19 protein-coding genes are annotated in these 26764 nt (G+C 72.8%); 6 read left to right on the forward strand and 13 right to left on the reverse strand.

Translation table 11 applies throughout. From position 1 onward, the window contains the following. Positions 1 to 54 precede the first annotated feature (54 nt). On the reverse strand, positions 55 to 1536 hold the full coding sequence (locus ACFZAM_RS21025) for a sulfatase-like hydrolase/transferase (RefSeq protein WP_391048094.1): 1482 nt from the start codon (positions 1534 to 1536) through the stop codon (positions 55 to 57). Positions 1537 to 1642: 106 nt separating this feature from the next. Continuing rightward, positions 1643 to 3115, reverse strand: coding sequence for a sulfatase-like hydrolase/transferase (locus ACFZAM_RS21030; protein WP_391048096.1), 1473 nt, complete (start codon positions 3113 to 3115; stop codon positions 1643 to 1645). 248 nt (positions 3116 to 3363) lie between these two features. On the opposite strand from ACFZAM_RS21030, the gene ACFZAM_RS21035 reads away from it, so the two are divergent. After that, entirely contained in the window at positions 3364 to 4743 is a 1380-nt protein-coding gene (locus ACFZAM_RS21035; RefSeq protein WP_391048098.1) for an ROK family protein, read from the forward strand. After that, positions 4740 to 5729, forward strand: coding sequence for an SUMF1/EgtB/PvdO family nonheme iron enzyme (locus ACFZAM_RS21040; protein ID WP_391048099.1), 990 nt, complete (start codon positions 4740 to 4742; stop codon positions 5727 to 5729). Before ACFZAM_RS21035 ends, ACFZAM_RS21040 begins: the two co-directional genes overlap by 4 nt. Before the next feature lie 180 nt (positions 5730 to 5909). Here the strand turns inward: ACFZAM_RS21040 and ACFZAM_RS21045 are convergent, their stop codons facing one another. The 6 genes from ACFZAM_RS21045 to ACFZAM_RS21070 all read right to left on the reverse strand — a co-directional run bounded on the left by ACFZAM_RS21045 (position 5910) and on the right by ACFZAM_RS21070 (position 15042). Continuing rightward, positions 5910 to 8456, reverse strand: coding sequence for a collagenase (locus ACFZAM_RS21045; protein WP_391048228.1), 2547 nt, complete (start codon positions 8454 to 8456; stop codon positions 5910 to 5912). A gap of 486 nt (positions 8457 to 8942) precedes the next feature. Beyond that, a complete protein-coding gene (locus ACFZAM_RS21050) occupies positions 8943 to 10082 on the reverse strand; it encodes an oligopeptide/dipeptide ABC transporter ATP-binding protein (protein ID WP_355335277.1) in 1140 nt (379 codons plus the stop codon). Then, positions 10079 to 11260 carry an oligopeptide/dipeptide ABC transporter ATP-binding protein gene (locus ACFZAM_RS21055; RefSeq protein WP_391048101.1) on the reverse strand — a complete coding sequence of 394 codons (1182 nt, stop codon included), beginning with the start codon at positions 11258 to 11260 and terminating at the stop codon, positions 10079 to 10081. Before ACFZAM_RS21055 ends, ACFZAM_RS21050 begins: the two co-directional genes overlap by 4 nt. Position 11261: 1 nt before the next feature. Next, entirely contained in the window at positions 11262 to 12248 is a 987-nt protein-coding gene (locus ACFZAM_RS21060) for an ABC transporter permease (protein ID WP_355335283.1), read from the reverse strand. Continuing rightward, the gene (locus tag ACFZAM_RS21065) at positions 12245 to 13291 is read right to left on the reverse strand and encodes an ABC transporter permease subunit (protein ID WP_391048104.1); all 1047 of its coding nucleotides are present in this window, start codon (positions 13289 to 13291) and stop codon (positions 12245 to 12247) included. The genes ACFZAM_RS21060 and ACFZAM_RS21065 overlap by 4 nt, the downstream gene beginning before the upstream one ends. A gap of 14 nt (positions 13292 to 13305) precedes the next feature. After that, positions 13306 to 15042, reverse strand: coding sequence for an ABC transporter substrate-binding protein (locus ACFZAM_RS21070; protein WP_355335288.1), 1737 nt, complete (start codon positions 15040 to 15042; stop codon positions 13306 to 13308). A 224-nt stretch (positions 15043 to 15266) separates the two neighbouring features. Here ACFZAM_RS21070 and ACFZAM_RS21075 point away from each other — a divergent pair, with 224 nt between their 5' ends. Beyond that, positions 15267 to 16721 carry an aminopeptidase P family protein gene (locus ACFZAM_RS21075; protein ID WP_355335290.1) on the forward strand — a complete coding sequence of 485 codons (1455 nt, stop codon included), beginning with the start codon at positions 15267 to 15269 and terminating at the stop codon, positions 16719 to 16721. Between the two features lie 143 nt (positions 16722 to 16864). On the opposite strand, the gene ACFZAM_RS21080 is transcribed toward ACFZAM_RS21075, so the two are convergent. Together ACFZAM_RS21080 and ACFZAM_RS21085 are read right to left on the reverse strand one after the other, a co-directional pair. After that, the gene (locus tag ACFZAM_RS21080; protein WP_355335293.1) at positions 16865 to 17575 is read right to left on the reverse strand and encodes a GntR family transcriptional regulator; all 711 of its coding nucleotides are present in this window, start codon (positions 17573 to 17575) and stop codon (positions 16865 to 16867) included. A 127-nt stretch (positions 17576 to 17702) separates the two neighbouring features. After that, the gene (locus tag ACFZAM_RS21085) at positions 17703 to 19334 is read right to left on the reverse strand and encodes a carboxylesterase family protein (RefSeq protein WP_391048108.1); all 1632 of its coding nucleotides are present in this window, start codon (positions 19332 to 19334) and stop codon (positions 17703 to 17705) included. A 160-nt stretch (positions 19335 to 19494) separates the two neighbouring features. Between ACFZAM_RS21085 and ACFZAM_RS21090 the strand changes: the two genes are divergently transcribed. Beyond that, entirely contained in the window at positions 19495 to 20238 is a 744-nt protein-coding gene (locus ACFZAM_RS21090) for a TetR/AcrR family transcriptional regulator C-terminal domain-containing protein (protein WP_391048110.1), read from the forward strand. A 3-nt stretch (positions 20239 to 20241) separates the two neighbouring features. Here the strand turns inward: ACFZAM_RS21090 and ACFZAM_RS21095 are convergent, their stop codons facing one another. Then, positions 20242 to 20796: a DUF4383 domain-containing protein gene (locus ACFZAM_RS21095; RefSeq protein ID WP_391048112.1), complete on the reverse strand. Its 555-nt coding sequence runs from the start codon at positions 20794 to 20796 to the stop codon at positions 20242 to 20244. A gap of 152 nt (positions 20797 to 20948) precedes the next feature. Next, positions 20949 to 21647 carry a sigma-70 family RNA polymerase sigma factor gene (locus ACFZAM_RS21100; RefSeq protein ID WP_391048115.1) on the reverse strand — a complete coding sequence of 233 codons (699 nt, stop codon included), beginning with the start codon at positions 21645 to 21647 and terminating at the stop codon, positions 20949 to 20951. A gap of 168 nt (positions 21648 to 21815) precedes the next feature. On the opposite strand from ACFZAM_RS21100, the gene ACFZAM_RS21105 reads away from it, so the two are divergent. Further along, positions 21816 to 22841 carry a MerR family transcriptional regulator gene (locus ACFZAM_RS21105; protein WP_391048122.1) on the forward strand — a complete coding sequence of 342 codons (1026 nt, stop codon included), beginning with the start codon at positions 21816 to 21818 and terminating at the stop codon, positions 22839 to 22841. Between the two features lie 256 nt (positions 22842 to 23097). Here ACFZAM_RS21105 and ACFZAM_RS21110 read toward each other — a convergent pair whose 3' ends face one another. After that, on the reverse strand, positions 23098 to 25194 hold the full coding sequence (locus ACFZAM_RS21110; protein WP_391048124.1) for a glycosyltransferase: 2097 nt from the start codon (positions 25192 to 25194) through the stop codon (positions 23098 to 23100). Positions 25195 to 25411: 217 nt separating this feature from the next. Between ACFZAM_RS21110 and ACFZAM_RS21115 the strand changes: the two genes are divergently transcribed. Then, positions 25412 to 26761, forward strand: coding sequence for a nucleotide disphospho-sugar-binding domain-containing protein (locus ACFZAM_RS21115; RefSeq protein ID WP_391048126.1), 1350 nt, complete (start codon positions 25412 to 25414; stop codon positions 26759 to 26761). Positions 26762 to 26764: the final 3 nt, after the last annotated feature.

Below are 26764 nucleotides of genomic sequence, written 5' to 3' on the forward strand. Positions count from 1 at the left end.
GTTCCCGTGAGGGGAGGGGTTCGCCTGCATCACAGCGGCCGGGGACAGAACGATTCAAGAAGGACTGAACGGCGGATGCGGCGGTTGCCACTCGGGGTCGTCGAAGGCGCCGAGCGGGTCCGCGTCCGGAGCGTCGGCGCCGCCCCGTCCGGCGTCCAGCGGCGCGCGCTGCCCGGCTCCGGTGACCGGCAGGCGGCTGCCGTCCCGCGCCGGGTCCCCGTGTTCCGTGAACCACGCGTCGAGCCGGCGCCGCAGGTCGCCGACGCGTTCGCGGTGCGCCGGGTCGGCGACGAGGTTGACGTGCTCGCCCGGATCGGCGGCCAGGTCGTACAGCTCGTGCGGACCGTGCGGGTACCGGTGGACGTACTTCCACTCGGCGGTCCTGATCATCCGGACGGGACCGTACTCGTCGTAGACGACCACGGGCCGGGGCGGCGGCGGCTGGCTCGGCCGGCCGGTCAGCAGCAGTGGCGCGAAGGATCTGCCGGGTCCGGTCTCGAACGGTTCCGCGTCCAGCCCGGCGCACTCCAGGAGCGTGGCGGCGAAGTCGTACGCCGACAGCAGTTCGTGGCGCACCGAGCCCGCGCTGATCCGGCCGGGCTGCGCGATGATCGCCGGGACCTTGACCGAACTGTCGTACATGTTCTGCGGAAAGGTGCCGTTGCCCTTGCCCCAGATGCCGTGGTGGCCGCAGTTGAAGCCGTTGTCGCTGGAGAACACCACCAGCGTGCTGTCGGTGAGGCCCAGGTCCGCGAGGGTTCGCAGGACCTGTCCGACGGCGGTGTCCATGGCGGTGACGGAGGCGAAGTAGCCGACGAGGGCGGCCCGGACGTCGGCCTCGCCGCCGACCGGTACGCCGTCGACCAGCGGCTGCCACGGGTGCGGTTCCTCCTGCGGGCAGGTGTCGAACGCGCAGTCCGCGTAGAGGCGTTCGACCTGCGGCGGGTGCTGGCCCTTCCAGGGCTTGTGCGGGGCGGTGAAGTGCAGCGAGAGGTAGAAGGGCTCCTCCCGTCCGGCCTCGCCGTTCAGGAAGTCCACCGCGTCGTCGGCCAGGACGTCGGTGAGGTATCCGGCGGCCGGTTCCCTCGTGCCGTGCCGGTACATCGGTGCGTCGTGGTAGGCGCTGCCGCCGCTCTCGTGCGCGTACCAGTGCGTGAAGCCGGGGCGCGGCCGGTCGTTGGCGCCGAGGTGCCATTTGCCGGACAGGCCCAGCCGGTAGCCGGCGTCGGCGAACTCGTCGGTGAACAGCCGCTGTCCGGCGAGGAAGTCCTGGCCGTCCGGGCCCGCGTGGCCGCCGGAGAGCCAGTCGTGCACGCCGTGGCGGGACGGGATCTGGCCGGTGAAGAGGCTGGCCCTGGCCGGTGAGCAGACCGGGGAGGTGCAGAAGAAGTTCTCCAGCCGGGTGCCGCTCTCGGCGAGCGCGTCGAGGGACGGGGTGAGGATCTCGTCGTTGCCCGCGCAGCCGAGGGCCCAGTGGCCCTGGTCGTCGCTGAGGATGAGCAGGACGTTCGGGCGCCGCGGGTCGTGGCTTGCCATGGTGGGTCTCCCTGGTGGGCGGATGGTGAGGTGGGGCGCGGGCGGACGGGCCCGGCGGTCGGGGGCGGGCGGGTGCGGGACGGCCGGGCCCGGGTGACCGGCCGGTTCAGCCGAGGTCGTCGGCCACGCCGTCGAGGTCCGGTGCGCGGTGGCCGCCGATGTCGGCCGTGTAGCCCATCCAACTGTGGGCGGGGTCGCCGCGGCGCAGCAGTTCTCGGTAGAGCCGCCCGGTCAGCTCCCGCCTGACGTCGGCGTACGCCGGGGACCCGTGGACATTGCGCAACTCGTGCGGATCGCGGTCCAGGTCGTACAGCTCGTGCACGCTCTCCGGGTTGTGGACGAGCTTGTACCGGCGGTCCCGGATCATGCGCTGGGAGTACGGGAAGTGGTGGCCGTGGAATTCGGCGACGACCTCGGTCCGGTCCAGGACCGCGCGCGCTCCCCCGGTGTCGCCGGTCAGCAGCGGCAACAGGCTGTCTCCGTCGCAGGGTTCGGGGGCGGGCAGGCCCGCGATGTCCAGCAGGGTGGGGTTGAGGTCGGTGAGCGTGGCGAAGGCGTCCGAGACCTGGGCGGGCCCACCCGGAACCCGGGCGATGGCGGGGACGCGGTAGATGTCCTCGTACATCGCCGGGCCCTTGTCGTTCAGCCGGTGGCCGCCGGTGAACTCGCCGTGGTCCGCGGTGAAGAACACGGCGGTGTCGTCGCCCAGGCCGTACTCCTCCAGGGCGCGCAGAATCCGGCCGATCTGGTGGTCGATCATGGTGACGTAGCCCCAGTAGACGGCGATCAGCTTGCGCCAGGCGTCCGCGTCGAAGGCGTCGGCCGACCAGTATTCGCTGTAGCGGCGTTGTACGTCGGGCTTGCCCGCGAAGGTCTCGGCCATCGACTCGGGCAGCACGACATCGTCCGGGTCGTAGAGGTCGTAGTAGTGGTCGGGCACGAGATAGGGCAGATGCGGTCCGAACCAGTGGCAGGACAGCATGAACGGCCGCCCTGACGTGCGCCGGCCGGCGGCGTACCGCTCCAGCAGCGCGAGGGTGCGGTCGGTGAGGAAGGCCTCGACGGTGGCCTCGACGGGCTGCCGCAGCCGACCCGCGATGAGGTGGCCCCGGCCGACGCCGTTGGCGGCGGTGCCGAAGACGGGGTCGGTCACCGCGAACGGCGGCAGGCCGCGGTCCGCCAGCCATCGCTGGTACGACGGGTGGCGTACGGGATTGAGCGCGCCGGGCAGGTGCTCGCCGTCCAGGCCGTGGTGCTCGGGGCCGTGCTCGCGGCCGATGTGCCACTTGCCGACGTGGCCGACCTGGTAACCGGCCGCCCGCAGTTGGGGCCAGAGCAGTGGCTGGCTCTCGTTCAGCTCGTCCTGGCCGCCGGCGGCGCGCTCGGGGTTGGCGAGCAGGCCATGCCGGAACGGGTGCAGGCCGGTGGCCAGCGACGCGCGTGCCGGTGTACAGATCGCCGTCGGGGTGTAGAACCGGTCGAACCGCGTCCCCCGCGCCGCGAGTCCGTCCAGGGCCGGGGTCTCGACGACGGTGTTGCCGTACGCGCCGAGGGTGTCCACCCGGTGCTGGTCGGTCATCAGAAAAAGGATGTTGTGCGGGCTCACCGGCCGCCGCCCCTCCGCTCCCGCCGCTGGCGGCGCTGTCGTCGCTTGGTCGGCTCCCGTGCACCGTAAGGACGGCCCGGTATTTTGGTCAATCCTCGGGACTAATCACTGCCGATGGTCCCCGAATCCGGCAAGCACCTCACCGCCGAAGGCACTGACCAGCACGGATGGATTAGTCCCGAAACTTGACAGAATCCACGGCGCGGTCCGATCATGCGGACATGGCAGACCGACGCGGAGCCGCACTGCACCGACTGCGCGCCGCCCACGAGGCGGCGGTGCTCGGCGAATTGCGGCGCGCGGGAGCGCTGAGCCGCGCGGAGCTGATCGAGCGGCTGGGGCTCTCCCGCACCACCTTGTTCACGATCGTCTCGGACCTGCTCGCCCGCGAGGCCGTCGTCGAGCGGCCGATGACCGCGCCGGACGGCACTTGGGCGCCGGGCTCCGGCGGCGGTACGGGGACGGCCGCCGCGACCGTACCCGCGGCGGACGGCGCCCCGGACCCGACCGCCGACGCAGGCGCCCGCACCGGCACCCGGCCGCCGAGGGGCCCCGGCCGCCCCGCCATGGCGGTCTCCCTCAACCCGCGCGGCGCGCAGCTCATCGGCATCGGGCTGCTTCCGACCCGCTTGCAGATCGTGATCGCCAACCACGCCCACGAGGTCGTCGCCCGGTCCAGCACCGCGCTGCGGGCGGAGGCCGGACCCGACGAGCGGGTGGCCGCGGTCGTCGCCGCCGTCGGCGAACTGGTCGCGGAGCGCGGGGTGAGTCTCGCACCGGTGACCGGCGTCGGCCTCGGCCTGCCGGGGCCGGTGCGGCGCCCGGACGACGAACGTCCGCCGGACCCCGCGGACCGGGCGGCCTCCGCGGCCCGGATCGTCGCCGGGCTCGGCGACCACTTCGAGGCGCCGGTGGCCACGGACAACAACACGCGGCTGGCCGCGCTGGCCGAGATCACCTGGGGCGCGGCGCGCGGCCTGTCCGACATCGTGTACCTGCACTGGTCGCAGGGGGTCGGCGGCGGGCTCGTGGTGGACGGCCGACTGGTACGCGGCGCGCACGGCGCGGCGGGCGAGATCGGCCACACCAGTTGCGACCCGCGCGGAGCGGACTGCTACTGCGGGGGCCGCGGCTGCCTGGAGGGCGTGATCGGCATCCCCGCGCTGCTGGCCGAGTGCCGCGCCAGGGGGGCGAGCGTCCGGGACGGGCGCGAACTGGTGGCGCGGGCCGCGTCCGGCGAGCGACCGGCGGCCGACGTCGTGGCCGGGGCCGCGACGGCGGCGGGCCGTGTGCTCGCCGCACTCGCCGCCCAGACGGACCCCGCGTGCGTGGTGATCGCCGGTGAACTCGCCGCCCTCGGCGCTCCGGTCCTCGACACGGTCCGCGCGCAGCTCACGGCGTTCTCCCTGCCGGCCGCCGCGCGGACCATCCCCGTCAGGGCCTCCACGCTCGGCGACGACGCCGCGGCCCAGGGCGCCGTCGCGATGCTGCTGCACGCGGCGGGCGAGCGGGTCGACGTCCTCGTGGACGGCGGTGCGCCGCCGCCGGGACGCCGCGGCGATCCGGCCGGTGGCACGGGTGACGCCGGTGGTGCCCGGTGACGGCGTGCTGCGGCCCCGGCGGTCACGGCGGAACGGCCGAGGCCGGAGCCGGGACGGGAAGCGAACTCGCGCCTCCGCCACGGGACTTCGCCGTTCCCGACCGCCCGCGCGCGGAGGTGCTGCGCGGCATGGTCGCCGTGCCCACCGGCCCCTATCTGATGGGCGGCGACGACGAGGACGCGTTCCCCGACGACGGCGAGGGGCCGGTGCGCGAGGTGACGGTCAGCGCCTTCCGCATCGACGCGACATGCGTCACCAACTCCCGCTTCGCCGTGTTCGTCAAGGCCACCGGCTACCGCACCCAGGCCGAACTGAGCGGCTGGTCCTACGTCTTCGGCGGCTTCGTGCCTCCGCGGGCGCGGCACGCGGTGCTTCCCGGCCGCGTGCCGGGCGCGCCGTGGTGGCGAGCGGTCTCGGGTGCCTGCTGGCGCTCGCCCGAAGGCCCCGGCACCTCGATCGGGGAGCGCGGCAACCACCCCGTGGTGCACATCTCCTGGCACGACGCCGTCGCCTACGCGGCCTGGGCGGGCAAGCGGCTGCCCACCGAGGCGGAATGGGAGAAGGCCGCACGCGGCGGACTGGTACGGGCCCGCTTCCCCTGGGGGGACGAGCTGACCCCCAACGGGCGGCACCGCTGCAACATCTGGCGCGGCGACTTCCCGGTCCGCAACACCCGCGAGGACGGATATCTGGGCACCGCGCCCGCCAACGCCTTCACTCCCAACGGCTACGGGCTCCACAACGCCTCGGGCAATGTCTGGGAGTGGTGCGCGGACCGGTTCTCCCCCGACTGGCACGCCGCGCCCCGGCCCGAGACGCGGGTCGACCCGGTGGGTCCTCCCGACGGCGACAACCGGGTGCTGCGCGGCGGTTCGTATCTGTGCCACCACTCCTACTGCAACCGCTACCGGGTCGCCGCCCGTACCTCCAACACTCCGGACAGCACCACGGCGCACGGCGGCTTCCGGTGCGCCGTCGACGACTGACCAGCTGAGACCGCCTTATCGACCGACTTACCCACTGACCGACCGGCCGGAAGCGAGGGGTCGCCCCGCTTCCGGGGTACGGACGGGCCCGGAGGGCGGACAGCGGTGGTGACCGCTGTCCGCCCCTTCGGACCGTGGTGCCTCCTGTTCCGTGCGCCCGCTACCGGCAGGCGGCCGGGATCAGTAGGACGTGGTGACCGAGGCTCCGCTGAAGCCCTGGACGGCGTAGAGGCTGACGTAGACGTAACCGGCCGTCGGGTTGGTGACGGTCAGGGTGTGGGCGTTGCCGCTGCCGGTGGCCTTGCTGGTGTAGCTGGCGGTCGTGGCCCACCCGGTGTTGCTGTAGTAGAGGTCGGCGTTGCCGGTCCCGCCGGCCGAGGTGATCTTCAGGGTCGTGGTGCCCGCGGGCAGGTAGAGGTACAGGTAGGCGTAGTCGCCGGTGGGCGCCGACAGATTGCCGCGCTTGCAGTTCTTGCCGAGCTGGTTGACGTCGGCGCCGGTGCACTCGGGCGCCGTGCCGCCGCCGCTGCCGACCGTGACCGTCTGCGACGTGGTGTTGGTGGCGCCGCCGTTGTCGGTGACGGTCAGTGTCACGGTGTACGTGCCCGCGGCCGTGTACGTCCTGGACGGGTTGGCGGCGGTGGAGGTGGTGCCGTCACCGAAGTTCCAGGCGCGGGAGGCGATGGTGCCGTCGCTGTCCGTCGACCTGTCGGTGAAGGCGGCGGTCAGATTGCTGACGGCCGAGGTGAAGGCGGCCGTGGGCGCCTGGTTGCCGGGCGGGTTGCCGCCGCCGATGCTGCCGCAGTTCCCCACCGCGCACTTGGTCAGCCAGGCGTCCCAGTCACTGTTGTAGCGCGTGCCGATGGTGCTGGTGAGCAGGGTCTGCGCGGCGGCGTAGTTGCCGCTGCGGTAGTCGGCGAGCAGCGCGGTGACGTCTGCCGGGTGCGACTGGAGCATGTAACGCACCGCGAGGTAGCCCCAGTTGTAGACCAGGGTCTGGCCCGAGTCGTAGGTGTTGCCGAAGATCGACCGCAGGGTGTAGCCGTGCGTCGCGGCCTGGTTCTGCGCGTCGGTGTAGACCACGTTGCGGTAGGAGTAGGAGACGTACTCGGCGAAGCCCTCGATCCACCAGATGGTGGTCGGCGTGGCGGTGCTCGCGGTGAAGTCGCCGTAGGTGTCGAACCGGCCGTCGAGGTAGTGCGTGTACTCGTGGTTCAGGTTCCAGATCTGGAAGTCCGGGCGCACCCACTCGGCCTCGTAGGCGATGAAGCGCGGCTGGTTGCCGGCCGCGGCCGGGTCGCCCTCCAGGTACATGCCGCCGTTGTTGGTGTCGATGCCGTACATGGCCCCGGCGTATGTCTGGTAGTCGGTGCTGGAGTTGAAGACCACCACCTCGATGGTGGAGTTGTTGTCGTTGGCGACGGGCCCGCTGTCGTGGACGAGGCCGTGGAAGTACGCGTCCTGGGCGCGCAGGCTGGCGCAGGAGGAGCTGAGCTGAGCAGCCGTCATGTCCTGGGCGAGGATGCGGATGCTGGAACTGCACGTGTAGTTGGACGTGAGCACCGAGCTCTTGAGCCGGTCGGCGAGGTTGCACGTGTCGTAGTACGAGCAGTTCGACGCGTCGTAGTAGCTGGTCATCTCGGCCAGGCCGACCCACAGGGCAGCGGTGGGTCCGGTGATGGCGGTCCGGCTCAGCAGCGCGGCCACCAGCGGGCTGGCCTTGGCGCGCAGGGCCGACTCCTGGAGGAACCGGCCCAGTTCACGCCCGGCGTTGGACGTCAGGTACGCCTGGTCGGTGCTCAGCAGCGCCAGGTGCGAGCCGGCGAAGTTGTACAGCGTGTCCAGCACGCTCGGGTCGGCCACGACGGCCGCGACGAAGTCCGGGAACTGGTGGCCGCGGAACAGCACGGTGTAGACGTTGTTGACGGCGTTGAGCATGTACCAGGACGCGTCGTACGAGCTGTTGTAGCCGTTCAGCAGCCGCTTGACGACGTACAGGTAGCGGGCGTCCTGCTCGGAGCTGTCGATCAGGGTGACGGCCTCGGCGAGGGCCTCGCCGTTGGCGTCGGTGACGTCGCCGGAGTGGGCGCTGGCGAAGAAGGCGTCCAGGGCGCTGCGGATGGCTGTGACCATGGCGGTGCCGTAACTGCCGACCGCCGAGGAGTTGTAGTACTGGACGTAGTAGCCCGCCCGCAGGTAGAGCACGAGCTGCGGCATGCCGGTGCTGCTGTCACCGGGGTAGGCGGCCGAGCCGTCGCGCATGGCGTAGGCGACGGTGGTCATCTGCGCCTCGCGGAAGGCGTTGTAGGCGTCGGTGCCGGTCAGGTTGAACAGCGTGTTGACACAGTCCGTGGTGGACGCCTTGATCTGGGCGACGAGGGCGCTGCCGGTCCGGCCGGTGAAGTCCGAGGCGTTGCATGTCGCCGCCGCGGTCAGGCCGTTGGCCCTGGCCTTGGCCCGCGCCGCGGCCTTCATGGACGGCGCGGAGTGGCTGACCACCGGCGCCGTCGGCGCGTCGTAGTCCTGCTTGAGCGCGTCCTTGGACGCGGGCAGCGGCGCCCGGTCGGCCGCGCTGAGCGAACCGGCTCCGGTGTGGTCGGACTTCGCCGCGGCGACCGTGGCGGGCTGGGCCGCCGGGCCGGGGCGGGTGGCCGCGGTCCCGGCGGGCTTCGGCTGCGCTGCCGCGGCCCGTTCCGGGTGGATCAGCATGCCGATGCCCAGGCACATGGCCAGGGCGAGTATCAGGAACCCGGTGAGACTTCGTCGTACCGGTTGGGTGTTCACGTGCCGCCTCCCAGCGGTGTGTGCCGCGCTCCGTTGCGCGGCGAGGGGGGATTCGCGGTGCACCCGTCCGGGCCCGCCCGGCACTGTGGGGAGTGGGCGGTGCGGTCCCGGACGGACCGCGAGCCGTGCCTCAGCTTTTGGCATGAGCACGGCTTTCAGGTTGTGCGCCATGTACCATTGCACATGTCACATCGCTTGGGAACCCTGGGTGGAGAACTCGCGAAAACGGCCTGGGGCCACCGGAATTCCGGTGGCCCCAGGCCGTTTCCCTGCTCCTCCGCGCCCGGGAATTCCCCGCGCCCGGACCGCGTCCGCCCGCGCGCAGGCGGACGCGGCGGAGCCGCTCGACCCCGCTGTCCGGCGCACGGAGCAGCCCTGCCGACCGGACCCGTGCCTCGGCCGGTCAGGCGGCCCCGTCACTCGGCCCCCTCAATCGGCGTCCGGGAAGTGACAGGCGACCTGTCGGCGCGGCGGACCGGCCAGTTCGGGGCGGGTGACGCCGCAGATCTCCTGTGCTTTGTGGCAGCGCGGGTGAAAGGCGCAGCCCGACGGCGGCGCCGCGGGACTGGGCGGATCGCCGCGCAGCACGATCCGCTGCCGCACGCGTTCCACCGCCGGGTCGGGTACCGGCACCGCCGACAGCAGCGCCGCGGTGTACGGGTGCGCGGGGCGCTCGTACACCTGGGACTTGTCACCGATCTCGACGACACGGCCGAGGTACATCACCGCCACCCGGTCGCAGACCCGCTTGACGACCGAGAGGTCGTGGGCCACGAACACGTAGGCCAGGCCGAGTTCGTCCTGGAGACGTTCCATCAGGTTGACGATCTGCGCCTGCACCGAGACGTCGAGCGCCGAGACGGGTTCGTCCGCGATGACCAGCCGCGGTTCGGTGGCCAGGGCGCGGGCGATGCCGATCCGCTGTGCCTGCCCGCCGGAGAACTCGTGCGGATACCGGTCGAGGTGTTCGGGCAACAGGCCGACGAGGTCGAGCAGTTCGGCGGCGCGGATCCTGGCGCGGCCGGCCGACGTGCCCTGCGCCAGGAGCGGGTCGGTGACGATACGGGCCACGGTCTGCCGGGGGTTGAGCGAGGAGTACGGGTCCTGGAAGACCATCTGGATGTGCCGCCGCAGCGGCCGGAGCCGCCGCTGGCCCAGATGCGTGATGTCCTGTCCCGCGAACCGGATACTGCCGGCCGTGGGTTCGAGCAGCCGCACCACCATCCGTCCGGTGGTGGACTTGCCGCATCCCGACTCGCCGACCAGCCCCAGCGTCTCACCGGCCGCCAGGTCGAAGCCGACCCCGTCCACCGCGCGCACCGGGGCCGTCGCCCTGCCCAGCCGCCGTCGTCCGGGGAAGGTCTTGACCAGGCCGCGGACCGACAGCAACGGCGGGTCGCCGCCCGGTTCCAGGGCGGGCGGCGGTCCGCCGTCCGCGGCGGCGACGGGTTCGAGGTGCCGTCGCCGGTCGGGGGCAGTCCCGGCGCGCTGTCCGTTCGTATCGGCGACGGCCGCCCCCGTACCGGGGCCTGATCCCGTCGCCGGTCGTGCTCGGTCCGTGCGCTTCATCGCGTTTCCTTGACGGTGAGGGGCGGCCCGCTCCGGGCGTCCGCGGGCGGATCGGCGGCGGACCGCGCCGCCGTCGTCAGATGACAGGCGGTCAGATGCGCCGGGCCGGGCGGGGCCGCGGCGGCCTCTCCCCCGTCGCCGGAGACCCGTGGGACCCCGGCGGCCACTCCCCCGCCGCCCTTCCCCGGCGGGGCCGACCCCGCGCCGCGCACCTCCTCCAGGGCCGGGCGCCGGGTGGCACACCGCTCCCGCTCCGGCTCGGACGCGACCGCCGCCCGGGGGCAGCGGGGCAGGAAGGCGCAGCCCTCGGACAGGCTGAGCAGCGAGGGCGGTGAGCCCGGGACGGTACGCAGCGGCGCGTCGTCCGCGTCGTCCAGCCGGGGCAGGGAGTCGAGCAGCCCGCGGGTGTACGGGTGGGCGGGCTCGGCGAACAGCGCGTCCACCGTGGCCTGTTCGGCCGCCCTGCCGCCGTACATCACCAGCACCTCGTGGGCGACGCGGGCCACCACTCCCAGGTCGTGGGTGATCATCACCACCCCCAGACCGCGTTCCTGCTGGATGCGGGCGATGAGTTCGAGGATCTGCGCCTGCACGGTGACGTCCAGCGCGGTGGTCGGCTCGTCGGCGATGAGCAGGTCCGGCTCGCAGGCCAGGGCCATGGCGATCATCACGCGCTGCCGCATGCCGCCGGAGAACTGGTGCGGGTACTCCGCGACCCGCCGGGCGGGTTCGGGGATGCCGACCTCGCCGAGCATCTCCACCGCGCGGCGCCGGGCGACCGCCCGGCCGGAGCGGAAGTGCCGCCGGTGCGCCTCGGCGATCTGCTCCCCCACCGTGTAGTAGGGGTGCAGGCTGGACAGCGGGTCCTGGAAGACCATCGCCATCCGGCGCCCGCGCAGCGCGCTCAGTCGCGCACCGCTCAGACCGGTCAGCTCCCGGCCGCCCAGCGCGATGGAACCGGTGACCTCGGCGTCCTCGTGCAGTCCCATGACCGCGAGCGAGGTGACGGACTTCCCGGAGCCCGACTCCCCGACCAGGCCGAGGGTCCGCCCCTTCTCGACGGTGAAGCCGATGCCGTCGACGGCCCGTACCGGACCGCGCTTGGTGCGGAAGGAGACGGTGAGGCCGTCCACGCGCAACAGCGGCGGCGTGGCCGCATCGGCGGTGTCCTGATCCATCTCAGTACCTCACCCTCGGGTCGATGACGGCGTAGAGCAGGTCCACGACGAGGTTCGCGCCGACGATGAAGAAGGCGGCCAGCAGCGTGACGCCGAGGATCACCGGCTGGTCGGAACGCCGGAGCGCGTCGAAGAAGAGCTGGCCGACACCGGGAATACCGAAGATGCTCTCGGTGATCACGGCGCCCGCCAGCAGGCCGCCGAGGTCCATGCCGAAGAGGGTCAGGACCGGTGTCATCCCGGAGCGCAGCCCGTGCTTGAGCACGACCGTGCGCTCGGGCATGCCCTTGGCCCGCGCGGTCCTGATGTACGGCTGGGCCATCGCCTCGATCATCGAACTGCGGCTCTGGCGGGCGTACATGGCCGCGTACAGCAGGGCCAGGGCGATCCAGGGCAGCAGCAGGTTGGACGCCCAGTGCACGGGGTCGCGGGTGAGGGCCACGTAGGACGGATAGGGCAGCACCCCGGCGATGCGGACCGCTCCCCAGATCAGCACCATGGCGGTGAAGTAGACGGGAAGCGAGGCGGTGGCGACCGCGCCGACCATCAGGCCGCGGTCGGTGAGCGACCCCTTCTTCAGGGCGGCGGTGACTCCCGCGCCCAGCCCGAGGACGAGCCACAGCACGGCCGAGCCGACCGCGAGCGAGACGGACACCGGCAGCCGGTCGGTGAGCAGACTCCACACCGGCAGCGAGTTCTCGTAGGAGTAGCCGAAGCAGGGGAAGCCGCAGTGCACGGCGTGCGGGCCGCTGCCCAGGTCGCGGCCCGCGAAGATACCGGTGAGGTAGTCCGCGAACTGCCGCCAGACCGGCCGGTCGAGGCCCATCATGTGGCGGACCTGCTCGACGCGTTCGGTGCTGCAGGACTTTCCGCAGGCCGCCGCGGCCGGGTCGGCGGGCAGCAGATAGAAGATGGTGAAGGTGATGGCGCAGACGGCGAGCAGCACGCCCGTCACGCCGATCAGCCGGCGGATCACGTAGAGCGTCACGACCGCCCTCCCCGCGGGTCGAGGATGTCGCGCAGGGCGTCGCCCAGGACGGTGAAGGCGAGGACCGCCAGGAAGAGGAAGACGCTGGGGATCACGAAGAACATCGGGTCCGTGTCGTAGTAGACGACGGCCTGGGAGATCATCTGCCCCCAGGACGAGGTGGGGGGCCGCACACCCACGCCCAGGAAGCTGAGCGCCGCCTCGGTGCTGATCATGCCGGGGACGAGCAGGGTGGTGTACGCGATGACCGGCCCCGACACGTTGGGCAGAACTTCGCGGGCCAGGATGCGCGGTGCCGTGGAGCCGCCGACCCGTGCCGCGTCGACGTACTCGCGGTGCCGGAGCGACAGCGTCTCGCCGCGGACGATGCGCGCGATACCGGGCCAGCCGAACAGGCCGATGACGCCGGTCATCAGCGCGACGCGGTTGACGTCCTGGGCCACCGACATCATGGCGATCATGAAGATGAGGGAGGGGAAGGACATGGTCAGGTCCATCAGCCTGCTCAGGACGCTGTCCACCCGCCCGCCGAAGTAACCGGCGGTGATGCCCGCGGCGGTGCCGACGACGACCACGATGGCCGTGGCGGCGAAGGCGATCATCAGCGACACCTGCGCGCCGTACACGACGCGGGCGAACAGGTCGCGTCCGGTGGCGGGTTCGACGCCCAGCCAGTGGTCGGCGCTCATGCCGCCGAACGAACCGCGGGGCATGCCGCCGAGGTAGGGGTCGATGGCGCTCTCGTCGAACTCGTCGGGGCGCCAACCGCCCAGTCGGGCCAGGAGCGGCGCCGCGACGGACACGACGATCAGCACGACGACCGCGACGAGGGAGCAGCGGGCGGCGGGCTCGTGCCACAACTGCCGCCAGGCACGCCGCCACGGGCCGCCGGTGGTGTCAACTAAGCCGCCGGACAGGTGACGTGATGGTTCGTCAGATACATTCGGATCGGTCGGACGCATCGGATTCGGCAGGTCGGTGGAGCCGCTGGGCCGCGACCGCCCGGCGCGCCGACGCGGGGCGGTCTTCCGCTCTGTGGTCATGCCGGTGGCGCCCTTCACCCCTGGCTCTTCGCGGGGTCCTTGAGGCCGATGACCGCGAAGTCGAACTGCCCGGTCCACGCCGAGTGGCCGAACGCGCCCGCCACGTTGGTGCCGACCAGCAGCGGCTTGCGCTGCCAGAGCAGCGGTACGGCGGGCGACTTGTGCATGATCGTCGCGTCGAGGCCGATCCAGGCGACCTTGGTCTGGTTGGCGTTGGACATCGCGGCGATCTGGTCCATCCGCTGCTCCACCGCGCTGTCGCGGAACTGCGAGAAGTTGCCCTGGTTGCCCTTGGCCTTGATGGTGCGCCCGTCGAAGACGAAGGGCAGGAAGGTCGAACCCGAGGGGTAGTCGGGACACCAGCCGCTGAGCGTCATGTCGGGTGCGTGGGCGGTGTCACCGACCGTGTCGTAGAAGACGGACGGGTCCACGACGTCGATCCTCACCTTCACCCCGGCCTTGGACAGCGACGCCTGAAGCGCTTCGGCCCTGGTCTTGTCCCCGGTGGCGACGGTGAGCGTGGCGTCCAAGGACGGCTTGCCCGCCTTGGCCAGCAGTTCCTTGGCGCGCGCCGGGTCGCCGGACGGCGGCACGTTGTACACCGGGGCGACGAACCCGCCGGTCAGCAGCGGCGGCAGGTAGTGCGTGGCGATGTCGTTGAGCGCCGGTCCGCCGTCCGCGGTGACCTGCGCCGACCTGTCGACGGCGTACTGCATGGCCTCGCGGACGGTGGGATCGGTGAACGGCCCGCGCGCGGTGTTGAGATAGAGCATGTCCGTGCAGCCGGTCGGCTCGGCGGACAGCCGCTCCCGCACCGACCGGTTCGGCAGCACCTTGGCGACGCTGGCCGCACTGAGATTGGCCCATTCGACGGCCGAGGCGTCCGCGCCCGAGCTCGCGATCAGCCGGTCGTCGATCTGTCCGCCCTGTAGACCCATCGTGACCACGATGCGGTCCGGGTACGCCTTGCGCACCTGGTCGGTCCCGGGGCTCCACCGCGCGTTGCGGACCAGCACCATCTCCTTGCCCCGCTTGTAGCTCTCGATCTTGTACGGGCCGGAGGAGAACGGCCGCAGGTCGTACCGCACCCCGGTCTCGCGGGCCTTCGGGACCGGCGAGAAGGTCGGCAGGGTGACGGTGTACGAGAACTCGGCGACCGGCCGCTTGAGGTGGAAGACGATGGTCCGGTCGTCCGGCGTCCGGATGGAGTCCAACTCCTTGCCGGTCAGCGGCCCGGTGTAGCCGTCGGTGTCCGCCAGGTACTGCCGGGCGTAGTCGGGGCCACCGGTCAGATCCGGCGAGAACGACCTCTCGACGTTGTACTTCACGTCCTGCGCCCTGATCGGGGTGCCGTCCTCGTACGTCAGGCCCGGTTTGAGGGTGAAGGTCCACACCCGCCCGTACTCCGAGGAGCGTCCGAGGTCGGTCGCGAGGTCCGGCACGATCGTGCCGCCGGCGGTTCCGGGCGCGGCCTTGAAGGTGGTGAGCGTCCGGTAGAGCAGCCGGGTGCCGAAGTCCATGGTCGGCATGACCCAGTTGCGGGCGGGGTCCAGGTGGTCGAAGTCCTGATTGGACAGCACGGTGAGGGTGCCGCCGCGCTCGGGAGTACCGCCGATGACGGTGCCGGTGGCCACTCCCGGGGCCTTGTGCTCTCCGTCCCTGCTCTTGGTGTCGGCCGAGCAGGACGTCGCGGCGAGGGCCAGCGAGGTCGTTATGCCGATCGCCAACGCGACGCTGATGCGCTTGGTCATGGTGTGTCACTCCGTTGTGAGTTCCCGGCACCGCGACCGCCTTCAAGGGGTGAGAAAAGGGCGGCCGCCAGGACACCTGTGCGATGTGACTCGTAACATAGTAATGTGACATTGCATTGACAAGCCGTCAGCTCTCTCGTTACCGATCCGTGCCTCACCCTCCTCGTTCGCCCTGTTCGGCCGCTTTCCTCGTTCGCGCACCGACCCGAAGGAGTCGCGCACCGATGACCGAACCCACCACCCCACCGCACACCGGCAGCCACGATCTGCCGGTGTCCTCCGCTCTGGGCGACTTCATGGCCACCGCATGGGCGCCCAGCCCTCTCCCGCCGGAAACCCGGCTGCCCGCAGAGGAGTTGACGACCGGTCGCCGCGCCCGGCTGTCCGCCCGGTTCCCCGGCGAGCGGCTGATCATTCCGGCGGGACGGCTCGCCGTACGGTCCAACGACACCGACTACCGCTTCCGCCCGCACACGGCGTACGCCTGGCTGACCGGCTTCACCGGCGAGGACCAGCCGGGGAACGTCCTGCTGATGGAGCCGGCCGGCAGCGGCCATCAGGCCGTGCTGTACCTGCGGCCCCGCTCGCCCCGTACCGGCCAGGAGTTCTACCGGGACCGCCGTTACGGCGAGTTCTGGGTCGGCCGACGTCCCGACCTCGACGAGGCCGCCGCCCTCAGCGGGCTGCGCTGCGAGCACCTGGACGACCTGGTCAAGCCGCTGACCGGAGCCTCCCCTCCGGTCCGGCTGCTGACCGGAGTGGACCCGGCCGTCGAGGAGTTGGTCGGCTCCGGGAACCACCAGCCCACCGGTGACGCGGAGTTGGCGACCGTCCTCGCCGAACTCCGGCTGGTCAAGGACCCCTGGGAAGTCAGCCAACTGCAACTCGCCGTCCACCACACGACGAGCGGCTTCGAGGACGTGGTCAGGGCGCTGCCCCAGGCGATGCGGCACCCGCGCGGCGAGCGCTGGATCGAGGGCGTGTTCGCCCTGCGGGCGCGCGCCGAGGGCAACGGGGTCGGCTACGAGACCATCGCCGCCTCCGGCGCGCACGCCTGCGTCCTGCACTGGATACGCAACGACGGCCCGCTGGACCCCGCGGGACTGCTGCTCCTGGACGCGGGAGTGGAGACCGACACCCTCTACACCGCCGACATCACCCGCACCCTGCCGCTGTCCGGCCGCTACTCACCGGCCCAGCGCACCGCGTACGAACTGGTGCTGGCGGCGCAGGAGGCGGGCATCGCCGCGCTGCGCCCGGGGGCGCGCTTCCGCGACTTCCACCTGGCCGCGATGCGGGTCATCGCCGAGGGGCTGTACGACTGGGGCGTCCTGAAGATCCCGCCGGAACAGGCGCTGAGCCCCGACAGCGGCGTGTACCGCCGCTGGACGCTGTGCAGCAGTGGTCACATGCTCGGCATGGACGTGCACGACTGCGCGCGCGCACGGGCCGAGACGTATCTCGACGGGGTTCTGGAGGAGGGGCAGGTGCTCACCGTCGAGCCCGGACTGTATTTCCAGCCGGACGACGAGACGCTGCCGCGCGAACTGCGCGGCATGGGCCTGCGGATCGAGGACGACCTGGTGATCACCGCCGACGGCGCGAGGCTCATGTCCGGTGCGCTGCCACGGACCCCCGACGCGATCGAGGAGTGGATGGGCGGCCTCCTCAACCCCTGAGCGGTCGGGGTCGGCGTCCGGCGGTGACGGCCGCCGGACGCTCCCGTCGGTGACGGCCTCGTCCGCTGCCGGGAGACGCCCCGGACCGTACGTCAGGCGGTCCCGTACGTCAGGCGATCCCGTACGTCGGACCATCCCGTACGTCAGGCGGTCCCGAGCTGGAGTCCGTTGGGCGCGGTCGCCGCCCCCTCGGCGCCGTCCGCCCACAGTGAGCGAACGTGGCCCAGGTGGCGGCTGATGCACTCCTGCGCGCCCTCGGAGTCGCGGGCGAGCATGAGGTCGAGCAGTTCGATGTGCTCCTGGGCGGACGCCACCAGTCGACCGGTCTCGTCGAGCCAGTTCAGCCCGTACAGCCGAGAACGTTTCCGTAGGTCGCTCACGACCTCCACCAGATGGCCGTTGCCGGCCAGGGCGAGCAGTCCGAGATGGAACCGGCGGTCGGCCTCCAGATAACCGATCAGGTCGTGTCCCCGGGCCGTCTCCACGATCTCCAGGGCGAGCGGTCGCAGCGCTTCCAGCTGCTCGGGGGTGGCCACCGCGGTGGCCCGCCCGATGGTGGGGACCTCGATCAGCGCGCGGATCTCGGTGTACTCGTCGAGATCGCGTTCGGTGATCTCGGTGATACGGAAGCCCTTGTTCCGCACCGCCTCGACGAGTCCCTCCTTGGCGAGGTCGAGCATCGCCTCGCGGACCGGGGTGGCCGAGACGCCCAACTCGGCGGCCAGAATGGGCGCGGAATACACCGCACCGGGCCGCAGTTCGCCCGCGATGAGAGCGGCACGCAGAGCGTTGGCCACCTGGTCGCGCAGGTGCTCCCGTACGGGAATGACGCCGCGCGACGACAAATGAGCCATGACCGATCCTCCAGACACACGAACTCCCACCATACAATGTGACGTTGCCCCACAGGGAGGGACCGGGTTCCGGATCCGGAGTCCCGCCGGGCCGTGAGCCCGGCGGGGACGGGCGTCGCGGCAGCGGTCAGCCGCCGACGGTCCGCCAGAGGCCGCACTGGTGTTCCCGGGCGAGGTCGACCGGCTCCGTCTTCCCCGCTTGCAGGGACTGGACGTGCCGGCCGGTGCCGAAGCGGGGCCAGGGCGCCGCGCCGGGGCCGTTCGGATCGCCTGTATGGGCGAACTGGACCCAGTAGCGGATCATCGTGTCGGCGAGTCGGCGCTGAGCGGGGGTGGCCGGACCGGGGAGCTGCTCGTCGGCGAAGAGATACTGCAACTCGCTGCCGTGGAACGCTCCGGTGGGGAAGTCGGGCTTCTTGAGGGTGCTGAACCAGGGTGCCTCGTCGGCGAACTCGTAGGCGTAGGTCGGCACGTGCTGGTCCAGGGCCCGGTCCCGGTCGAGGACGGTGCACCCCCAGGCCCAGTCGGTGACGACGGCGGACAGCGCCTCGCCGGGGGACGTGAAGCGGTCGGCGGGGTAGCGGGCCAGGACGCGGGCCGCGTCGGCCGGGGTGAACAGTGTCCGGATCTGCTGCCGGTAGTCGGCGTCGGTCGTCGTCCGGCCGGTCACGGCCTCGATGGCCGCGGTGAACAGCCGGTGTTCGTCCCGGGTCGTTCCCTGGATGACGGGGACCCGGTTGAAGTGGCCGGTGGCGAACGCCTGTTCCGGGCTCACGGGCAGTACGCCGCCGCCGACCGTCGGCCCTGACCCGACTCCGTCGTCGGACCACTTGAGGAGTTCGTTCACGGGTGCGGCGCGCAGACAGGCCGCCGCTGTCCGGAGGCCGGAGCAGCCGACCTTTGCCGCGACGTCGAGTCCGTGCCGCTCGCGCTCCGCGCGCGGCAGCGGGAACCAGGTGGGCGGGCCCGGTGACCAGTTGCGTCCCGTGCACTCGGCGCTTTGCAGGATCGCCCTCTGGAACAGGCCCGTTGACCCCGGCGCGACGAGATGCGCGCAGACGCTGGTGCCGCCGGCCGACTCGCCGAAGAGCGTGACGTTCGCCGGGTCGCCGCCGAATGCCGCCGCGTTGCGCTTCACCCAGCGCAACGCCGCCTGCTGGTCCTCCAGTCCGAAGTTGCCCGACAGGTGCGCGGCCGGGCCGTGGTCGAGGGCGGGATGGTCGAGGAATCCGAAGACACCGAGCCGGTAGTTGACGCTGACCACGACCACCTTGCCCTGACTGGCCAGGCGCTGTGCGTCGTAGAGGCTTCCGGCGCCGTTGATGAAGCCGTTGCCGTGGATCCACACCATCACCGGCAGCTCGCGGGCGCCGCTGCCCGCGGGCGTGGTGACGTTCAGATAGAGGCAGTCCTCGCTGCTGCTCTGCTCGTCGATGAGCCCCGCCGACTGTGCGCATCGGTTGCCGGGCTCGGTCGCGGTCCGTATGCCCGGCCAGGACGCGGCCGGTTGGGGCGACGCCCAGCGCAACCGCCCGACCGGCGGGGCGGCGTAAGGAATCCCCTGGAACATCCGGGTGTCCGTGCCGAGGCGGCCTTCGACCAGGCCGGTGTCCGTCCTGACCACGGTGGCGGGACCGCCTCGGCCGCCCTCCGCGCGCTGGGCCGGCTGCGCGTGTCCGGCGGCGCAGCCGGTCATGGCGCCGCCGATCATGACGGCGCCGACCAGAGCGGTCAGCAGGACCCGTAGGCGCGGTCGCACCCTGACCTGTGGCCTGCGACGTCCTGGGGCGCGGTTCTGACCTGGGGGATTCATCGGCGTTCACATCCTCAAACAATTCGTGTGTGGTCCACACTAATATAAAGTGTGAGGCGCCCACAAAGTCAATTCCCCCCGGGGACGAGACATGGAGATGAGCCCGATGACGACCGGTGACGACGAGGCGCTGCCGCCCGGCCTCGCCCTGGCGTGGGGACTGGCCCCCAAGACGGGACGGCTGGGCCGGAAGCCCTCGCAGAGCGTGGAGGGAATCGTCGAAGCGACGGTCGCACTGGCCGACGCGGAAGGCTTCGCGGCCCTGTCCATGCCGAACATCGCCAGGCGGGTGGGACTGACCGCCAACGCGGTCTACCGGTACGTCAGCTCGCGGGACGAACTGCTGGTCCTGGTCGCGGAGACCGCGTGGGGCCCGGCGCCGGAGCTGGAAACCGGCGCGGACCAATGGCGGGCGGCTGCCGCCCGTTGGACCAGGGCGATGATCGGGCGCTGCGACACGCACCCGTGGCTGCCCGACCTGCCCATCCGCGGGGCGCCCGCGACCCCGAACCTGCTGCGCTGGACGGAAGTGCTGCTCGAAGCGCTCACCGGGGCCGGGCTGAGCACCGCCGAATCACTAGGGTGCGCGCTGCTGCTCGACGGTTACGCGCGGCGCATCGCCGCCGCCCGCCGCGACGTGCGCGACAGCACCGCGGCGCCGGTGCAGTCGGCCGCCGTGGCGCGCTTCCTTCAGCCGCTCCTTCACGAGCACGGATATCCCATCCTCGCGGCCATGATGGAGCGCGAGGAATACGACGACGACGTCGCCGACGACGACGTGGACTTCGGCCTGACCCGGATCCTGGACGGAATCGAGGTCCTGATCACCCGGCGGACGACGGCCCGCTGAGAGTCAGCGCGGCTGCGCGCCGGGGGCGCGGGGCGCGAGGGCGGGGCGGGGCGCCGCGGACGGGGCAGCGGCAGCGGCAGCGGCCTCGCGGTCGGCCTGTTCGGGGTGACGGCTGCGCCAGTACGGGTTGTCGTGCGGGAGGCGGCTGCTGACGCGGCCGTACATCCCGAACGTGATGATGAGCAGGCCCATCACGAAGCTGAAGATGACATTGGGCATCCGGAAGTTCAGCACGTTCGCCGACCGGTCCAGGACGGCGAGATTGACGAAGCCGCTCAGGAGGAACAGGGCGCCGACGGTCATGTTCAAGGTGGAGGCGAAGTTACCGCCGACGATGCCGCCGAGGATCAGGGCGGCGCCCACCACCAGGGAGATCACGCTCAGCGCGCCATTGGTGCTCAGACCGGCGACTTTGGACCCGTGGGTGTCGAAGAAGCCCAGCGCGTCAGCGAACCCGAGTGCTCCGAAGACGATCAGCACCAGGCCGCAGAAGGCGGCGCCGAAGCGGTAGACGGTGGCCAGGTGGTGATCGCGCGGGAGTTCGTCCTGCAGCTTCATCGCCGTCTCCTCTGTGGGGCGGGCAGATCCGTATGTCGCGGATGTACTGCTTTCGCACTCCCCAAGGTGGCCCTTTTGTCCGGATCTCTCATCTCGCAGCGTTTTTGCAGCGTGTCGCGTCATGGGCGCTACGGCCTCCGGGCCGCCCCGCATCAGCCGAGCGCGGCGTCCGCCTGGAGGAGCGCCCGCAGTCTGCGCAGCCCGCGGCGCGAATGGCTCTTGACCGTGCCGAGCGGCAGACCGGTGCGCTCGGAGATCTCGGCGTGGGTGAGGTCCCAGTAGAAGGCCATGCACAGCACCTGCTTCTGGGCGGCGGGCAGCTTGGCCAGCTCACGGGTCACGAAGACCCGGTGGAGCGCGGCGTCGGGCTGAGCGTCGGCGTCCGGCTCGGGCGGCAGGGCGGAACCGGCGTTGGCCACGAGTACGGAGCGGCGGGTGCGGGCGGAGAGCGCGTCGGCGATCTTCCGGTGCGCGATGCCGATCAGCCATCCGGCCAGGGACCCGCGGTCCGGCCGGTAGCCGTGCCGGCCGCGCCACGCGGCGAGGAAGACCTGCTGGGTGACATCCTCGGCCTCGCGTGCGTCGCCGAGCGACCGGCGGGCGAGCGCGTGGATCAGCCCGCCCCAGCGGTGGTAGGCGGCGGCCACGCAGTCCTCGTTGCCCCGCACCAGACCGGCCGCCAGCTCCGAGTCGGCCAGGCCCAGCTCGGCCGGTTCCCACAGCGGCGCGTCGGACCCGCCCCGGCCGTCGGCGGAGCGGGCGGGCGCCGGGACGGCGGGGGGAGCGGGTGCGGCGGCAGCGGATGCGGACGCGGGCTCGTGCGCGGGTTCCGCGACGGTGCGTACGGTCATGGAGCTGCCCTTCTTCGGTCGGGTTCCTGCCGGGCGGGCCGCGAGCCGCCGGGAAGCCCGGCGCGCGGGGCCGCTTGCCGCCGATGCGGCGGGGTCGGCTCGTCCTAGCGTGCGAATCACCGGCCAGGTGGAGCAACTCGCACCGTTTCTGCGTCGTATAGTGAAGAGATGAGCGAGGAGACGGGTGGGACGCAGGGGGCGTCGGGAGCGCGGGAGCCTGTCGAGGCCGGGATCGCCACGGGTGCGCTGGCGCGGCGGCTCGGGGTGTCCGCCACGACGGTGCGGTCGTGGGACCGGCGGTACGGGATCGGTCCGGCGGTCCGTTCGGACGGTCGGCACCGGCGCTGGGCTCCGCGGGACGTGGCCGTCCTGGAGGAGATGTGCCGCCTCACCGCCTCGGGCGTGCCGCCCGCGGAGGCGGCCCGCGCCGCTCAGGCCGCCGCCGGCACCGCGCCCGCGCCCACGAGCCCGGCGTCGGCCGGGCCGCCCCGGCGCGCCACTCGGCAACCGGCCGCCGGGAGCGGCCCGCCGCTCGGGGATGTCCGGCAGGAGTGCCGCGGGCTCGCGCGGGCCGCGGTGCGGCTGGACGGCCCGGCGGTGGACGCCCTGCTGACCGACCTGGTCGAGCGGCACGGGCTGGTCGTCGCCTGGGAGGAGGTGATGGCGCCGACCCTGCGCGCCGTCGGCCGCAAGTGGCAGACCTCCGGGGAGCGGTACGTGGAGGTCGAGCACCTGCTGTCCTGGCACGTCTCGTCGGCGCTGCGGCGGGTCCGCCCGGCGCCGACCGTCACCGGGGCGGCGCCCGTACTGCTCGCGTGCGTGCCCGGCGACCACCACACGCTTCCGCTGGAGGCGCTCACCGCGGGGCTCGGAGAGCTCGGCCTATCGACCCGGATGTTCGGCGGGGCGGTGCCGGTCGACGCCCTGGACGAGGCCGTACGCCGGATCGGCCCGGCGGCTGTCGTGCTGTGGTCCCAGTCCCGCTCCACCGCCGACCGCCCGCTCGCCCGGCATGTCGCGGCCACTAGCTGGGGCGTCAAGGGCGCCCGTACCCATCCGATGGTCTTCCTCGCCGGTCCCGGCTGGGCCGGCCCCCTGATGCCCGGCATGCTCAGACCCCAGGGCCTGCGCGACGCCCTGTCCGCCCTGAGCCGCATCGGCTCCCCCACCCCACCACCCACCGCCGCCCCCTGACCCCCTCCGGGGGGGGTACGCCCGGAACAGTCCTCGGCCGAGGCCGAAGCAGGCTCAGCGGCAGCCCGTGAACGCCCCGGCCAGTCCTCAGCCGACACCGGGCGAAGGCCGGTGGGCCGCTCACCGACAGCCCGGAGGTACGACCTCGCGTCACGTCAGCCCTCAGCCGACATCGCCGCAGGCCGGTGGGCGGGTCGCCGCCAGCCCGAGGAGAAACGTCCCAGCCAGCCGTCAGCCGCGCGTCGCGGCTCGGGCGTCAGCCGGGGGTTCCGGGCGGGGCGGTGGCCAGGTATTCCTCGACCAAGGCGGCAGCCGTGGAGGTGAGGGTGTAGCCGGAGGTGACCGTGGCGCGGCCCCGCGCGGCGAGGGCGCGGGCGGCGGAGGGCGGCATGTCCAGCATCCGTTCGAGGCCGATGCCCAGGGCGGGTGCGCTGGAGGTGTCCAGCAGTACGCCGTTGTCGCCGTCGCGCAGATAGTGGCGTACTCCCCCGCGTTCGGGGGCGGCGGTCGGCAGTCCCGCGTCCATGGCTTCGAGCACCGCGATCCCGAACTCCTCCTTGGCGCTCGGGCAGACGTACCAGGCCCGCGCCCCCGACGCCGGGTCGGCCAGCGCCCGCTCCAGGCGGCGTACGCGGGTGTTGGACAGGGCCGTGAGCAGGACGAGCCGGTGGGCCGCGCCGGGGTGCCGGGCGAGCAGGCGGCCGATCCTGGCGCGCATCGCGGTCTCGGCGGCCGACGGACGGTCGGCGGCGCCGCCGATCAGCACGAGGGAGGACCGCCGGTACAGGCCCCGCTCCAGCCAGGCCCGTACCAGCATGTCCTGCTGCTTGACGGGGTGCAGCCGTCCCACGGAGAGCAGCAGCGGCTCCCGCAGGGCGTCCGGGCCGAGCGGCGCCCGCCGCGCGCCGCCGCTACCGCCCCCGCCGAGGACCATGCCCAGGAGATCCGCCCGGTCGGACGCCTCGGACGCGGCCGGCACGTACGGCTGGATGCCCTCCGGTGGTGCGGCCGGGCCCGCGCCGTCCCGCGCGGCGGCCAGTTGGGGGAAGTGGCGGACGAGTTCGGAGGCGTCGCCCTGCTGTCCGGGTATGGCGACCACGCGTGCGGCCCGTTCGACCAGCCGGTCGGCGACGAACACCCGGTGCAGGTCGTCGCGCAGGTCGTCGGAGGCGGCCGGGGCCCGGCCGTGGCGTGCGGTCATCTGCCGGTGCGGATCGGGCGTCGCGGTGAACACCAGCCGGGCTCCGAGGCGTTCCGCGGCCTGGGCCATGGCGAGCGAGCCGTCGTCGGCGTAGCGCGCGTGCAGGACGTCCAGCCGTGCGCCGAGGCCGCCGAGCAGCCGTACGGCCCACCAGGCCAGCGCCTCGCGGTGGGCGCCCATCTCGTGCTGGCCGAGGGGATGTTCCGCGTCCACGGGGAGCCGCAGCACCCAGTGCCCGGGGCCCCGGGCGTGCAACAGGCTGTCGTCCCGCGCCAGTTCGCTGCGGCAGGCGGTGACCACCGTCACGACGGCCGCGACCGCGCCGGTGTCGGCCAGCGCGTCCCCGAGGCCGCTGAGCAGCACGCTCAGGCCGCCGCTCAGCCCCTCCCCCGGAGTGTCGAGGCCGCCCAGCAGCATCGGCTGGGCGACGAGCAGACCCGGCCTGCGTGCCGCCGCGGGCAGCAGCGGGTCCTGGCCGGGGAGCAGCATCAGCCGCTCGTACGGGTCTTCCGCCTCGGCGGAGACCGGCAGCAGGGACGCGCCGCCCGGCACACCGGCGAGGTAGCGCCAGGCCGCGTGGCGGGTCGCGCGGTCGCCGGCCGCCGCGAGTTCGGCCGCCTCCTCCGGCTCCAGCGGCCGCAGGCCCCGGGCCGTGGCGACGTCCAGCAGGGCCGCCGTCGCGGCCCCGGCCGGGCGGTGGCGCAGCGCCTCGCGCAGCGCGTCGCGCGCGCTGTCCGCGCCGTGCACCCGCAGCGCGTCCGGCCACGCCTCGGCCGCGGCGGCCCGCAGCCGGTCCGAGCCACCGGCGTGGCCGGTCAGCGTCTCGGGGCTGTGGGCCAGGCCCATCCGGCAGGCGCGGCGGAGTCGCGCCAGCGACAGGTCCTCCGCCTCCCAGGCGATGCCCTCGGGGAACGGCCAGCCGTACTCCGCCTGCGTGAGGTTCAGCAGCGCCCCGGCGCCCGCGCCCGCGGCGGCGGGCCGGATCCGGCCGGTCCAGAAGGTCGAACGGAGGTCGACGAAGACGTCGTCGTCCGGCGCGGGCCCGGTGCGAGCGCCCGGACCGGCGAAGACGTTCCCGGTGACCGTCCCGTCGCCGGCCGCTCCCGTGGCGGAGCCCGCCGCGGGGGCGGTCGGCAGTGCGATGTCTTCCATGGCGGCCTCTCCCGTGCGAATGGGGCTGCGGATCGTGCACAGTCATCGCTTCCGTACGGCCGAGCGGATTGGATGCACTTCGGGCGCCGGTTCTGCCTCACAGCGCGCACGCCCCTGACCTGGCAGGATCTGCCGTCGCAGCCGCGCCGCACGCCGTCGTGGAGTTCCGCGGGGGCCGCGTCGGCGTACGCGGACACCGCTCGACCGAAGGAGTCCCATGGCCCGGATCGTGGTGGTCAGCCCGCCCTTCCAGTCGCACGCCCGGCCGCTGTCGGTCCTGGCGGGAGCCTTGCGGCGGGCGGGCGACGAGGTGCACTTCGCGTGCGCGCCCGCCTTCGAGGAGCTGGCGCGGGAGGCGGACATCGGTTTCGTGCCGCTCACGGTGACGCGGAACGCCAATACGGGGATCGCGGAGACGACCGAGCAGGACGCGGCGGAGGCGGCGCGTCTCACCGAGTTCCTGGACGCCACCAGGGCGGGCGCGGTGCCCGCGCTGCTCGCCCAGGCCCGGCACCGAGGCGCCGACATGCTCGCCGACCCGGAGCGGATCCTGGCGGACCTGCGGATTCTGCACGACCGGCTGCGGCCGGACTGGTACCTGGTGGACCAGCTCAATTACCCGGTGACGCTCGCCCTGCACTGCCTCGGTCTGTCGTACGCCTCCTACTGTCCCGGACATCCCGGCTACCTGCCAGCGGGCCCGGACGCCTTCTTCGGCGAACCCTGTGCCTGGCCCGCCGGGATCCGGCCGCGCCCCGCGGAGCGGGCGGCGCTGCGCACCGCGGTACGGGCGAACGACGCGGCCTTCACCTCGCTGTTCGCGGACTTCGCCGCACTCCACGCCCCGCACCGGCCGCCGCCCGGCCGGGCGTTCGCGCTGACCTCACCGCACGCCGTCGTCTACTGCTACCCGCCGCTTCCCGGCCTGCCCGTACCGCCCGAGGGGCGCGAAGCCCTCTACGCCGGTCACTGCACCGCGCAGGACGCGGCGGTTCTCGACCCGTACTGGCGCGGTGCGGCCGACCGGCTGCGCGCGGCGGCGGGGAAGGTCGTCCTGGTCGCCTTCGGCACCTTCCTGTCGGCCAGGGACGACGTGCTGCGGACCGTGGCGCGCGGCGTGCTGGAGCGCTGTCCGGACGCGGCGGTCGTCCTGGCGGCCGGGGACCGTACGGCGGCGCTCGCGGATCTGGCGGGCCCGCGGGTGTGCGTCGCGGCCTCCGTGCCGCAGCGCGCGCTGCTGGCGGAGGTGGACGCGATGGTGCACCACGGCGGCAACAACTCCTTCACCGAGTGCGTCGCCGCGGGCGTCCCGGCGCTCGTCCTGCCGTTCTCCAGCGACCAGTTCGCCGTCGCCCACGACGCCGAGCGGGCCGGGGCGGCCGTCGTCCTGGACCCGGCCGCGGCGACCGGGCGGGAGATCGGGGACGCCGTGGCCTCACTGCTCACCGCGCCGCCGCCCGGACTCGGGCGGCTGTCCGCCCGGGTCCGCGAGCGGGGCCCTGACTGGGCGGCCGTCCGGCTGCGGGCCGTGATGGCCGCCCGCCAGGAGCGGCCGGTCGCCCCGTAGCGG

The sequence above is a fragment of the Streptomyces sp. NPDC008079 genome (genome assembly GCF_042957385.1).
In the GTDB taxonomy this organism is placed as follows: Bacteria; Actinomycetota; Actinomycetes; order Streptomycetales; family Streptomycetaceae; genus Actinacidiphila.